This is a genomic window from Kitasatospora sp. NPDC001309, from assembly GCF_042896295.1.
Lineage (GTDB): Bacteria > Actinomycetota > Actinomycetes > Streptomycetales > Streptomycetaceae > Kitasatospora.
Window position 1 is genome coordinate 24,156 of sequence record NZ_JBIAXC010000042.1, and the last position, 13,468, is coordinate 37,623.

Genomic DNA, 13,468 nt, shown 5'->3' on the forward strand with positions numbered 1-13,468 from the left:
CGGGGAGGGCCGGGCCCCGGAGGTAGGATCGGGGGGCACGTACGCACCGATCCAAGTGCGGCCAGACCCCCTGCGGGCTGCCACGCTCCTCCCGAGAAAGGCCTGCGTAGCCGATGGCTCCCCGCCTCTCCATCGTCGTTCCGATCTACAACGTCGAGCGTTATCTCGTCGAATGCCTCGACTCGATCGCCGCCCAGACCTTCTCGGACTTCGAGTGCGTCATGGTCGACGACGGTTCGAAGGACGGCAGTGCGGCGCTCGCCGATGCGTACGCAGCGAAGGACTCGCGGTTCCGGCTGGTCCGGCAGGTCAACAAGGGCCTCGGCGCGGCCCGCAACACCGGCATCCGGCACATCGACCCGGACTCCGAGTTCCTGTGCTTCGTGGACAGCGACGACTCGATGCCGCCGAGTGCGTACGAGCTGATGATCAACACGCTGGAGGAGACCGGCTCGGACTTCTGCACCGGCAACGTGCTGCGGTTCCGCGCGGTGGGCTACTACCAGTCCGGCGGGCACTCCAAGCCGTTCAAGGAGACCCGGCTCAAGACCCACATCACCGAGCTCCCGGCGCTGGTCACCGACCGCACCGCGTGGAACAAGGTGTACCGCCGCTCCTTCTTCGACGCCGCCGACCTGCTCTACCCCGAGGGCATCCTGTACGAGGACGCGCCGGTCAGCGTGCCGCACCACTACCTCGCCCAGAGCGTGGACGTGCTCTCCGAGCCGATCTACCACTGGCGCGAGCGCGAGGTCGGCGAGATGTCGATCACCCAGATGCGCACCAACCCGAAGGGCCTGGTCGACCGGGTCGCCTCGGTCGAGCTGGTCCGCGCCTGGTTGAAGAAGCAGACCGAGCCGCGCTTCGCCGAGTACCTGCGCTCCTACGACGAGAACACCCTCGTCGAGGAGATCCCGATGTTCTTCTGGTCCGTCGTGGACGGCGACAAGGAGTTCCGGGACGCCTACGTCCAGCACGTCAGCCGGCTGCTCCGCTCGATCGGCCAGGAGCAGGTCCGCAAGCTGCGCGCGCCGCTGCGGCTCAAGTACCACCTGACCCTGCAGAACCGGGTCGACGAGCTGGTCGAGCAGATCAAGTACGAGGGCGAGAGCGGCGGCGGCGTGCAGGCCCGCGGCCTGCTGCGGCCGTACGCGGACTACCCGTTCCTGCGCGGCGGCCGCAAGAGCGTGCCGGCCGGCGTGCTCAAGCTGGACAACTCGCTGGTCATGCGCAGCCGGCTGTACAAGAGCGCCTGGGTGGGCGGGAAGCTGGAGCTGACCGGGCACGCGTACCCGGAGCAGCTGGGCGCGTCGAACAAGCACGACATGGTGCGCACCCTGGTGCTGCGCGAGGCCAAGGGCCGCCGGGTCATCGCGGTGCCGATGAAGACCCAGTACAGCCCCGAGGCCACCGCGAGCTGCAACCACGACCTGTACAACTGCGACTGGTCCGGCTTCTCCGTCGCCCTCGACCCGAAGAAGCTCAAGCACCGCGGCCAGTGGAAGGACGGCCACTGGCGCGTCCTGGTGGCCGGCGCGGGCAAGGGCGGGATCTACAAGGGCCGGATCTCGGCGGGCTGGAGCGACTCCGCCGAGTCGATCCCGCAGCACTGGGTCGAGCCGGACGTGCGGATCGTGCCGTGGGTCCGGGACGGCTTCGTCTACCTCCAGGTGGAGACCGTCAAGGCCCGGGTGACCGGCCTGGCCGCGCACGGCGGCAGGGTGGAGGTCTCCGGTGCGGCCCGCTCCGGGGCGAGCTTCGCCGGGGCCCGGCTGCGGCTCACCCACCTAGAGTCGGACCGCGAGCTGACCTTCCCGGTGGAGCTGGGCACCCCGGCCGGCACCCTGCAGCCGTTCAGCTCCTCGGTCGAGGTGGCCGAGCTGACCGCCGTCCGCGAGGCCTGGGCCGAGCTGGACCCGGTGGCCGACGAGCGCGTCCGCGACCGCTGGGACAGCGCGCTGCTGCTGGCCGACGGCAGCGTGCTGCCGCTGGTCTGGGACGACCGCAACGCGCCCGAGCAGCTGCACGTCCCGCTGGACCCGCAGGCGCCGGTCGAGGAGCGCCGGGCGATCTACACCAAGCCCTCCCCGAGCGGCCACCTCCAGCTCTCCGACCAGCTGCTGCAGCCGATCGTGGACGAGGTGTCGGCGCGCGGCGCCGACGGCTTCCTGCTGAGCGGCTCCTTCCCGCAGCCCGGCGCGCACCGCTGGGAGCTGGTGGTCCGCCACCACTGGCGCGAGGAGGAGCACGTCTACCCGGTGGAGATCTCGGACGGCCGGTTCCGCACCGCGCTGCCCGCCGTGCCGACCGCCACCTTCGCCGGCCGGGTGCCGCTCGCCCAGGGCACCTGGAACGTCTTCTTCCGCCCGGTCGGCGTGTCGGCCTCGGCCCTGCCGGACAGCCACGTGCAGATCTCCCCGGACTGCTTCGACTCGCTGCCGGTGGAGGTGGAGTCCCGCGGCAAGCGGATCGCGCTGGAGCGCCGCCTGCACGACTGCCTGTCGCTGGAGTCGCACTCGGCGCTGCTCCCCGAGGAGCGGTCCGGCTTCCGCCAGCGCCGGCTGCGCACCACCGACTACCCGGCCGCCCGCCGCCTGCCGGTGCGCGACACGGTGCTCTACAACGCCGGGCACGGCAGCGCCTACGCCGACTCCCCGCGGGCGATCCACGAGGAGCTGGTCCGCCGCGGCCTGCCGCTGGAGCACCTGTGGGGCAGCGACGACATGCAGACCGAGCTGCCGCGCACCGCGCAGCCGATCCGGCTGTGGAGCCCGGAGTGGTTCGAGGCGCTGGCGACCGCCAAGTACATCGTCACCAGCACCCACCTGCCTGACTTCTTCGTCCGCCGCCCCGGCCAGGTGGTCCTGCAGACCCGGATGGGCAGCCCGCTCAAGCAGGTCGGCCTCGACTTCGAGAAGGTCTGGTTCACCGACTCGAACTACCTCAAGGGCCTGAGTCGCGAGGTGCCGAACTGGAGCCTGCTGGTGGCCGGCAACAGCTGGTCCGCCCCGGTGCTGCGGCGCGCCTTCGACTACCAGGGCGAGATCCTGGAGAGCGGATCGCCCCGGAACGACCTGCTGTTCGCGGCCGACCGGGAGAAGACCGCCGAGCAGGTCCGTGAGCGGCTCGGCCTGCCCGAGGGCAAGAAGGTCGTGCTGTACGCGCCGACCTGGCGCGAGGACCGGCGCCGGCCGAACGGCGGCTACCAGATCGACCTGCGGATCGACCTGGCGGCGGCCAAGGCCGCGCTCGGCGACGACCAGGTGCTGCTGGTGCGCCGGCACAGCGTGATGTGCGGCCAGATCCCGGGCGCCGGCAACGGCTACATCTGGGACGTCGGCAGCTACCCCGACATGGCGGAGCTGCTGCTGATCGCCGACGTGCTGGTCACCGACTACTCGTCGAGCGTCTTCGACTTCGCCACCACCGGGAAGCCGGTGCTGTTCTTCACCCACGACCTGGAGCACTACCGCGACAACCTGCGCGGTTTCAGCCTGAACTTCGAGGCCGAGGCGCCGGGCCCGCTGCTGGCCACCTCCGAGGCGCTGGTCGACGCGCTCGGACGGGTGGACGCGGTGGCGGCCGAGTACGCGGACAAGGCAGCCGCCTTCCGTGAGGCGTACTGCGACCTGGACGACGGCAAGGCCTCCGTCCGGGTGGTCGACGCGATGCTCCGCAAGGAGTAGTCACCGGCCATGACAGCGGGGCGCCCGGCGTGATCCACGCCGGGCGCCCCGCTGCTGTCTGGGAATTCCCTGAGAACTACCTGTCCTTTACGTCCAGTTTGCACTCGAACTCACGTTTAGTCGAAGAATTTCAAAGGAAATTCTACGAACCGTACAGTTGACCCGAGGTGCCCTTCCGGGATGGGATAACAAATCGGCCCCGGTCCGGCCGACACCGGCACGGCGGCCTCCCGGCCACCGCCATGACCGGGATCCCGTCCCGAAGGGCCTCCGGCACCATGTCTTCGCTCACCCGGTTCGTTCTGCCGCACGCCGCCCCCCGGGTGGCCGACGGTCGGCCTGCCGTCGACGAGGACGTGGCGTTCGGGCTGCTGCGCGCCCGCTGGCACGGCCGCGGACTGGAGCTCACCGGCTTCGCCCGCCCGCTGGACCTGGACACCGGCCGCCCCGGCTCCGCCTGGACCTGGCTGACCCTGCGCCACGAGGACGCGGCCGAACCACCGCTCCACCTGCGCTCCAGGCCCCGCAGGCTGCCCGAGGTCACCGACGACAGCGCCCAGCCGGAGCACAACCACGACTGGTCCGGCTTCACCGTCCTGCTGGAACCCTCCCGACTGCGCCGGGACGACCGCTGGCTGCTCGGCGACTGGCAGATCGGGACCACCCTCTTCACCCGTCCCCGCCCCACCCGGCTGCGCCGCCAGTACGGCACCCTCGCCCCCCACTGGTGCGGCTCCGGCGAGTACCCGCCGGCCCGCTGGGTGGACCGTGACGTCCGCCTCCAGCCGTACTTCGCGGACGACCGGCTGCAGCTGCGGCTGGAACGCCCCGGCGCCCGGCTCGACCGCGCCGAGCCGGCCGCCGACGGCATCCGGCTGGGCGGCGTCGCCGACCACTGCCCGGCCGGCACCGTGCTGCGGCTGCGGCACCGGCAGAGCGACGCGGTGATCGAGCAGCCGCTCACCCGCGCCGGCAACACCTTCGCCGTCGAACTGCCGTACCGGCCGCTCACCGCCGACGGCCGCGGCCGCGAGGACCTGGAACACTGGGACGTCGAGCTGCTGCGCCCCGACGGCGGCACCGAACAGCTCTGCCTGGACGAGCGCGGCGGCCCGGTGGCCGGCCAGTACCCGCTGCCGCACACCCCGGACCGGGTGCTCTACCTCAAGCACCTCGCCGACGGCCGGCTCCAGGTCTGCGTCCAGCCCGCCGCCGGGATGGTCGACCGGATCGCGGTCCACTTCGGCGGCTTCGAACTGTCCGGCCACTGCCCGGACCCGGCCGCCGGGCGACTGGAGCTGGTCCTGCGGCACGGCGGCACCGCGGGCGAGGTCCGCACCCCCGTCGAGCCCGAGCCGGACGGCCGCTTCCGGGTCCGGGTGCCCGCCACCCGCACCGGCTCCGACGGCGCCGTGCTGCCGCTGCGCAAGGGCGTCTGGGAGGCCGCCCTGGAGCCGGCCGACCGCTCCGGCCCGGCCCGGCCGCTGCTCGCCGCCCCGACCGTGCTGCCCGCCCTGCCCGCCACCGCGACCACCGGCGGCAAGGACGTCCTGCTGCAGCGCCGCTGGCACGACACCCTGCTGGTGGACTCCACCCCGGTGCTCGACGCCACCGAGCGCAGCGCCTGGACCCAGGCCCGGCTGCGCACCGAGCAGTACCCGGCGGCCCGCCGCGAGCCGCTGCGCGAGGCGGTGCTGTACGACGTGTTCGGCGGCCGCGGCTACGCCGACTCCCCGCGCGCGGTGCACGCCGAACTCGTGCGCCGCGGCGAGCCGTTGGAGCACCTGTGGGTGGTCGACGACGGCCAGGCCGAACTGCCGCCCGGGGTCGTCCCGATCCGGATCTGGAGCCCCCAGTGGTACCGGGCCCTGGCCACCTGCCGGTACCTGGTCGGCAACACCCACTTCCCGGACTTCCTGGAGCGCCGCGAGGGCCAGGTCGTGGTGCAGACCTGGCACGGCTCGCTGCTCAAGCGGATCGCCCACGACGTCGACAACCCCTGGCTCGCCGACCACGGCTACCTGGAGGCGCTCGACCGGGAGACCCCGCAGTGGAGCCTGCTGCTCTCCCCCAGCCCCTTCGCCACCCCGATCCTGCAGCGCGCCTTCCGCTACGACGGCGAGGTGCTGGAGTCCGGCTACCCGCGCGGCGACGTGCTGGCCCGGTCCGAGCCCCGGGCCGCCGCGGCCGTCCGCCGCCGGCTCGGCATCCCCGAGGGCAAGCGGGTCGTGCTGTACGCGCCGACCTGGCGCGAGGACCAGCAGCGCGGCGACGGCGACGGCTTCCGGCTCGACCTGCGGCTCGACCTCGACCACGCCCGCCGGCTGCTCGGCGAGGACCACGTGCTGCTGGTCCGCCCGCACTCGCACGTGCGCGACCCGCTGCCCGGCGCCGGCGACGGCTTCCTGTTCGACTGCGGGGACTTCCCCGACCCGCAGGACCTGCTGCTGATCGCGGACGTACTGGTGACCGACTACTCGTCGATCATGTTCGACTTCGCGATCACCGGCCGCCCGGTCTACTTCTTCACCTACGACCTGGAGCACTACCGCGACACCCTGCGCGGCTTCTACTTCGACTTCGAGGCGGACGCGCCCGGCCCGCTGGTGCCGGACTCCGCGGAACTGCTCGGCGCGCTGCGCGAACTCGCCGACAGCGGCGAGCGGTCGGCGCCCGGCTACGCGGAGCGCTACCGGCGCTTCCGGGCCGCGCACTGCGCCCTGGACGACGGCGGCGCGGCCCGCCGGGTGGTCGACCGGATGATCGAACTCGGCCGCACCGCGGGGTAGTTCAGGAGAACCGGTAGGCCCGCCAGGGCCGCCAGACCTCGTCCGCGTCGAACCGGGAGAGCGAGAAGCCCGGCACCGGGAAGGACGCCCGGAACCCGCGCGCCTGCTCGTACGCGCGATCCAGCGCGTCCTCCGACAGGCCGTGGGCCACCGTCACGTGCGGGTGGTACGGGAAGGCCAGCTCGCGGGCCAGCGGGCCGGACCGCACGCCCGCCTCCAGCAGCCGGCACTCGTGCGCGCCCTCCTCGACCCGGACGAACACCACCGGGGAGACCGGCCGGAAGGTGCCGGCGCCGCGCAGCAGCATCCGGAACGGCCGGTGCGCCGCGGCCACCGCCGACAGGTGGTCCTCGATCTTCGGCAGCAGCTCGGCCGGCACCTCGGTGGGCGGCAGCAGCGTGACGTGCGTCGGTATCGAGCGGGCCTGCGGGTCCCCGAGCCCGGCCCGGGCGTCCTGGATCCGCGCGCCGTGCGGGTCCGGCACGCTCACGGACACGCCGATGGTGACGACCTCCGGGAGGTCGCCACCATCGGGCATGCGCGAGAGCGGAGTCACCGCTTGGCGGCCGGGAGGAAGCCGATCCGGTCGTACACGGTCGCCAGCGTCTCGGAGGCCACCGCGCGGGCCTTCTCGGCGCCGATCGCCAGCACCCGGTCCAGCTCGGCCGGGTCGTCCAGGAAGGTGCTGGTGCGCTCCTGGAAGGGGGTGACCCACTCGGTGAACAGCTCGGCCAGCTCGGTCTTGAGGGCGCCGTACATCTTGCCCTCGAAGTGCGCGACCAGCTGCTCGACCGACTGCCCGCTGAGCGCGGAGTGGATCCGCAGCAGGTTGGAGACGCCCGGCTTCTGCTCCTCGTCGTAGGAGACCACGGTGCCGGTGTCGGTGACGGCGCTCTTGAACTTCTTGGCGCTGACCTTCGCCTCGTCCAGCAGGCTGACCAGGCCCTTGGCCGAGGAGGCCGACTTGCTCATCTTGATGCCCGGGTCCTGGAGGTCCATGATCTTCGCCGTCTCCTTGAGGATGTACGGCTTCGGGATCGTGAACGTGGGGGCGTAGCGCGAGTTGAACCGCTCCGCGATGTCGCGGGTGATCTCCACGTGCTGGCGCTGGTCCTCGCCGACCGGGACGGCGTCCGCCTGGTAGAGCAGGATGTCCGCGATCTGCAGGATCGGGTAGGTGAACAGGCCGACGGTGGTGCTGTCGGCGCCGTACCGGGAGGACTTGTCCTTGAACTGGGTCATCCGGGAGGCCTCGCCGAAGCCGGTGAGGCAGTTCATCACCCAGCCGAGCTGCGCGTGCTCGGGCACGTGCGACTGGACGAAGAGGGTGCAGTGCTCCGGCTCCAGACCGGCGCCGAGCAGCTGGGCGGCGGACACCCGGGTGTTCTGGCGCAAGGTCACCGGGTCCTGCGGCACGGTGATCGCGTGCAGGTCGACGACCATGTAGAAGGCGTCGTTCTCCTTCTGCAGGTCGACCCACTGGCGCACGGCGCCCAGGTAGTTGCCGAGGTGGAACGAGCCGGAGGTGGGCTGGATCCCGGAGAGCACCCGGGGGCGATCCTTGACCGGACCGGTGACCGCTGCGTTGACCATGCGGGCCATTCTTCCAGTTCCCCCGGTCGCTCAGGAAACCTCCGGCCCCGCAGGCTCCTCCGGTGTGACCGCACTCACCCTCACCCGGGCGATCCGCCGGCCCTCCACCTTGGCCACCGTCAGCAGCACCGCGCCGCCGCCCTCGACCGGGATCCGGGCCTGGTCACCGTCCCGGGGCAGCCGGCCGAGCGAGGCCACCAGGCAGCCGGCCACCGTCTCGTACGGGCCCTCGGGCAGGGTGACGCCGGTCTCCTCGGTGAAATCGCCGAGGTTGAGCAGGCCGTCCAGCTCCGTGCCGCCGCCGGCCAGTCGGCGGGTCGGCGCGGACTCCGGCCGGTCGTACTCGTCCCGGATCTCGCCGATCACCTCCTCGACCAGGTCCTCCAGGGTGACGATGCCGGCGGTGCCGCCGTACTCGTCCACCACGATCGCCAGGTGGTGGCCCTCCCGGCGCATCTCGCCCATCGCCTCCAGCACCCGCTTGGTGCCGGGCAGCAGCTTGACCGGGCGGGCCAGGTCGCGGACCTTGACGGCCTGCTCGCCGCGGGCGCCGTAGAGGTCCCGGACGTGCACGAAGCCGACCACCGCGTCGGCGCTGCCCTCGACCACCGGGTAGCGCGAGTGCGGCGAGGTCTCGGACTGGTGCCGTACGGCGGCCAGCGGGCGCTCCGCGTCCAGGAAGGTCACCTCGGTGCGCGGGACCATCACCTCGCGCAGCTGGCGCTCCCCCGCGGCGAACACGTCCGCGATCAACGCCCGCTCGTCGCTTCCCAGTTCGGTGTTGGAGGCGACCAGGCCGCGCAGTTCCTCGGAGCTCATCGAGCCGCGCCCGGCCGCCGGATCGCCGCCGAACAGCCGGACCATCAGGTTGGTGGAGTGGCCGAGCAGCCAGATCACCGGGCGCAGCGCCACCGACATCACGTCCACCACGGGGGCGGCGATCACCGCGATGGACTCGGCGCGCTGCAGGCCGATCCGCTTGGGGGTGAGCTCGCCGAGCACCAGCGAGACGTAACTGATCAGCAGGGTCAGGCCGACCAGGGCGAGGGCGTCCGCCACCCCCTGGGACAGCCCCGCCCGGACGAAGAGCGGGGCGACCTTGCCGGCCAGGGTGTCCGCGCCGAACGCGGCGGACAGGAAGCCCATGCAGGTCACGCCGACCTGGACGGCCGCCAGGAAGCGGTTGGGGTCGGCGGCCAGGTGCGCGGCCCGGGCCGAGCGCCGGGTGCCGTGCGCCTCCAGCGTCCGGATCTGGCCCTCGCGCAGCGAGATCAGCGAGATCTCCGCGACGTTGAACAGGCCGCCCAGCAGGATGAAGACGAGGACGAGCGCGGCGTCCCCGAGGGTTTCGTTCACAGCGGGCCAGTGTAGGCGGCCGAGGTGTCCCGGCCCGGGCCTCCACCCCGGGGGCGAGCGGGCGAACACCCGCCCCGCACCGGGTCGGAGCGCCCCGGAGGCGAGCGGGCGAACACCCGCCCCGCACCGGGTCGGAGCGTCCCGGAGGCGAGCGGGCAAACACCCGCCCCGAGCCGAAGGGGCGCGCCGGTGCCGAAAGGGAGAGCGCGAGGGAGTGAGGAACGAGCGAGGGAGCGCCGACCGTCGGCACCGGGTCGGAGCGCCCCGGAGGCGAGCGGGCGAACAGCAGACGGCCCGCCGCCCCCGGGCGGGGGTGGCGGGCCGTCGCAAGGGCCGTGCGGCGGGGCTCAGATGAGGCCCAGCTCCTGGACCGCGTCGCGCTCCTCGGTCAGCTCCTTGACCGAGGCGTCGATGCGGGCGCGGGAGAAGTCGGAGATCTCCAGGCCCTGGACGATCTCGAACTTGCCGTCCTTGGTGGTGACCGGGAAGGAGGAGATCAGGCCGGCCGGGACGCCGTAGGAGCCGTCGGAGACGACGCCCATGGAGGTCCAGTCGCCCTCGGCGGTGCCGTTGACCCAGGTGTGCACGTGGTCGATGGCGGCGTTGGCGGCCGAGGCGGCCGAGGAGGCGCCGCGGGCCTCGATGATGGCCGCGCCGCGCTTGGCGACGGTCGGGATGAAGTCGTTCTCCAGCCAGGCCTGGTCGCTACCGACGGCCTCGAAGGCCGGCTTGCCGGCGATCTCGGCCTGGAAGATGTCCGGGTACTGGGTCGCGGAGTGGTTGCCCCAGATGGTGACGCGCTTGATGTCGGAGACCAGGGCGCCGGTCTTGCCGGACAGCTGGCCGACCGCGCGGTTGTGGTCCAGGCGGGTCATCGCGGTGAAGCGCTCGGCCGGGACGTCCGGGGCGTTGCGCTGGGCGATCAGGGCGTTGGTGTTGGCCGGGTTGCCGACGACCAGGACCTTGATGTCGTCCGCGGCGTGGGCGTTGATGGCCTTGCCCTGCGGGCCGAAGATGCCGCCGTTGGCCGACAGCAGGTCGCCGCGCTCCATGCCGGCGGTGCGCGGGCGGGCGCCGACCAGCAGCGCGACGTTGGCGCCGTCGAAGGCCACGTTCGGCTGGTCGGTGATGGTGATGTCGCGCAGCAGCGGGAACGCGCAGTCGACGAGCTCCATGGCGGTGCCCTCGGCGGCCTTGAGGCCCTGCGGGATCTCCAGGAGGCGCAGGTTCACCGGCACGTCGGCACCGAGCAGGTGGCCCGAGGCGATGCGGAAGAGCAGCGCGTAGCCGATCTGGCCGGCCGCTCCGGTGATGGTGACGTTGACGGGGGTGCGGGTCATTTCTACCTTCTCCAGCAAATCGCCAGGTGCCCCAGGCACACCGGCGCACTGGAGCCGAGGATGATCTCTCGACATCGAGAGACCGGCGTCAGGTTATCGCAAAGGGAAGCGTACGCCGCGTGTGCGGGCGTGGCTGATGCGTCACAGCGGACTCCGCCCGGGAGGGCCCGGAACGCGCCGAGGCCCCGCCCGGGAGTCCCGGACGGGGCCGCGGCGCTCGGCGCCCAACCGCGGCTCGGCGCCGCCGGGCCGCGGCTCAGTGCTTGGGCCGGCCGATCAGCTGGCCGATGTTGTCCAGCAGCGGGACCTCCAGCCACGGGTTCGGCTGCGCGACCAGGGTCAGCAGCACGATCGAGGCGCCCAGGAAGGCCAGCACGATCACGTCGGTGAAGCGGCTGCGCACGGCCAGCATCCCGACCTCGGGCAGCACCAGCCGCAGCACCGCGCCGAGCAGCACGCCGGTGCCGAGGATCAGCAGCCCGTACTTGAAGCCGTCCTTGAAGTCGGCGAACCAGGTGACCGCGAGGCCGGCGCCGACCACCGACAGGACCAGCGTTATCGGCCACTGCCGGACCGGCAGGGCGTGGTCGCGCCCGAGGGCCGGGGCGGCCCCCTCGGGCGGCAGGGTGCCGGTGGTCTTGACCGGCCGTTGCCGGGACCGCGCCGGACGCGGTTCAGTCATGCTCGCCGTCCCTCGGGGGTCAGACGCCGGCGCGGCGCTCGGCCGCCTCGACGATGTTGTTGAGCAGCATCGCGCGGGTCATCGGGCCCACGCCGCCGGGGTTCGGGGAGATCCAGCCGGCCACCTCGGCCACCCCCGGGTGCACGTCGCCGACGATCTTGCCCTCGCTGCGGCTGACGCCGACGTCCAGCACCGCGGCGCCCGCCTTGACGTCCTCCGGCTTGACCAGGTGCGGCACGCCCGCGGCGGCCACGATGATGTCGGCCTTGCGCAGGTGCGCGCCGAGGTCCCGGGTGCCGGTGTGGCACAGGGTCACGGTGGCGTTCTCGCTGCGGCGGGTCAGCAGCAGGCCGATCGAGCGGCCGACGGTGACGCCGCGGCCGACCACGACGACCTCGGCGCCGTCGATCTCGACCTCGTGCCGGCGCAGCAGCTCGACGATGCCCAGCGGGGTGCAGGGCAGCGGGCCCTCGATGCCCAGGGCCAGTCGGCCGAGCGAGGTCGGGTGCAGGCCGTCGGCGTCCTTGTCCGGGTCCATCAGCTCCAGGACCGGGTTCTGGTCCAGGCCCTTGGGCAGCGGCAGCTGGACGATGTAGCCGGTGCAGGTCGGGTCGGCGTTGAGCTCGCGGACGACGTCCTCGACGTCCTGCTGGGTGGCGGTGGCGGGCAGCTCGCGCTGGATCGAGGCGATGCCGACCTCGGCGCAGTCCTTGTGCTTGCCGTTGACGTACCAGCGGCTGCCCGGGTCGTCGCCGACCAGGACGGTGCCGAGGCCGGGCGTGACGCCCTTCGCCTTGAGGGCCGCCACGCGGGCGGCGAGTTCGGACTTGATCGCGGCGGCGGTGGCCTTGCCATCGAGAATCTGGGCAGTCATGACCCCATTCTCCCGGATCGCGGCCGCCTCCCGTACCGGGGCCGCCCCGGCGACCGGACGGGCACGGAAGGCCCGCACCACGTTGCGGTTGCGCCACAGTCTCCGCACCACGCCCACAACCGGCTGGACAGCGCGCTGCCGTCCGGTTGACGATATGCGGGCATCCCCTGCCGCGACCGGGCCCGGTGACGGGCCGACGGTCCCGCAGCAGGGCGTACCCGGGGGAAAGAGCCAGTGATCCGACCACAGCACACCGCGCAGCCAGACCGCCACGGCGCCCTCACCGCGCCGTGCCCGTCCTCGCGTTCGATCACTGGCCCGTCACAGCACTGAGCCGGCCGCGCCCGTCACCGCCGCCGGGCTGTCACCGCGCTCCGATACCGTCCCGTTCCGTCGGCGACCCGACTCGCCGGCCGCAACCGGGCCCTCCGCCGTCCCGTCCCCGCGTTCCCGCAACTGCCCGGAGGCATCCATGAGTTACCCGCCCGACCCGAACAACCCGTACGGCCAGCAGCCGCCCGCGCCGGGCTACGGCTACCCGCAGCAGGCCCCGCCGCAGCCCGCGCCGGGCTACGGCTACCCGCCCCAGGCGGCCCCCGGTTACGGCTACGCGCCGGCCGTGCCGCAGTCCATGCCGGGCCTGGTGACGACCGCCCGGGTGCTGCTGTTCATCGTGGGCGGTGTGCAGGCGATCCTCGCGCTGGTCTACCTGCTCATAGGCGCCGCCGCCAAGGACGTCACCAACACGGCCAAGGCGACCACCAGCGACAACCCGTTCACCGCGCTGGGCGACGCCGCCGCCGGCATCCTGATCGTCGTCGCGGTCCTGTTCGCGCTGTTCGCCGCGCTCTCCATCACGCTGGGCGCCAAGTTCGGCAAGGGCGGCAACAACGTCCGGATCACCACCATCGTGTACGGCTCGCTCGGCAGCCTGGTCGGCCTGCTGATCCTGGCGGGCGCCGTCAGCGCCGGCACCGCCATCGGCTATGTGATGGCCGGTCTGTGGCTGGCCATCAGCATCATCTGGATCACCGCCATGTGCACCCAGGAGGGCTCCGGCTGGTTCAACCGGCCGCGCTACTGAGCACACGGCACGACCACGACGAAGCGGCCCGGCCCCTCGACCGAGGGACCGGGCCGCTTCGTGC

9 protein-coding genes are annotated in these 13,468 nt (G+C 72.6%); 3 read left to right on the forward strand and 6 right to left on the reverse strand.

The features are described from left to right. The first annotated feature begins 113 nt into the window (after nt 1-113). Nucleotides 114-3,686: a CDP-glycerol glycerophosphotransferase family protein gene (locus ACFY2K_RS32725; RefSeq protein WP_387716293.1), complete on the forward strand. Its 3,573-nt coding sequence runs from the start codon at nt 114-116 to the stop codon at nt 3,684-3,686. A 278-nt stretch (nt 3,687-3,964) separates the two neighbouring features. Beyond that, nucleotides 3,965-6,475, forward strand: a complete 2,511-nt coding sequence (locus ACFY2K_RS32730) for a CDP-glycerol glycerophosphotransferase family protein (protein WP_387716295.1) — start codon at nt 3,965-3,967, stop codon at nt 6,473-6,475. A gap of 1 nt (nt 6,476) precedes the next feature. Here the strand turns inward: ACFY2K_RS32730 and ACFY2K_RS32735 are convergent, their stop codons facing one another. The 6 genes from ACFY2K_RS32735 to ACFY2K_RS32760 all read right to left on the reverse strand — a co-directional run bounded on the left by ACFY2K_RS32735 (nt 6,477) and on the right by ACFY2K_RS32760 (nt 12,320). Next, nucleotides 6,477-7,013 carry a 2'-5' RNA ligase family protein gene (locus ACFY2K_RS32735; protein WP_375882236.1) on the reverse strand — a complete coding sequence of 179 codons (537 nt, stop codon included), beginning with the start codon at nt 7,011-7,013 and terminating at the stop codon, nt 6,477-6,479. Between the two features lie 14 nt (nt 7,014-7,027). Then, nucleotides 7,028-8,068, reverse strand: coding sequence for a tryptophan--tRNA ligase (gene trpS / locus ACFY2K_RS32740; RefSeq protein WP_375882234.1), 1,041 nt, complete (start codon nt 8,066-8,068; stop codon nt 7,028-7,030). 30 nt (nt 8,069-8,098) lie between these two features. Further along, entirely contained in the window at nt 8,099-9,424 is a 1,326-nt protein-coding gene (locus ACFY2K_RS32745; protein WP_375882231.1) for a hemolysin family protein, read from the reverse strand. Between the two features lie 347 nt (nt 9,425-9,771). Then, nucleotides 9,772-10,764: a malate dehydrogenase gene (locus ACFY2K_RS32750; RefSeq protein ID WP_375882229.1), complete on the reverse strand. Its 993-nt coding sequence runs from the start codon at nt 10,762-10,764 to the stop codon at nt 9,772-9,774. Between the two features lie 256 nt (nt 10,765-11,020). Then, nucleotides 11,021-11,446, reverse strand: coding sequence for a DUF3017 domain-containing protein (locus ACFY2K_RS32755; protein ID WP_387716298.1), 426 nt, complete (start codon nt 11,444-11,446; stop codon nt 11,021-11,023). A 19-nt stretch (nt 11,447-11,465) separates the two neighbouring features. Then, the gene (locus tag ACFY2K_RS32760) at nt 11,466-12,320 is read right to left on the reverse strand and encodes a bifunctional methylenetetrahydrofolate dehydrogenase/methenyltetrahydrofolate cyclohydrolase (RefSeq protein ID WP_375882225.1); all 855 of its coding nucleotides are present in this window, start codon (nt 12,318-12,320) and stop codon (nt 11,466-11,468) included. A gap of 472 nt (nt 12,321-12,792) precedes the next feature. Between ACFY2K_RS32760 and ACFY2K_RS32765 the strand changes: the two genes are divergently transcribed. Next, nucleotides 12,793-13,404, forward strand: coding sequence for a hypothetical protein (locus ACFY2K_RS32765; protein WP_375882223.1), 612 nt, complete (start codon nt 12,793-12,795; stop codon nt 13,402-13,404). Nucleotides 13,405-13,468 lie beyond the last annotated feature (64 nt).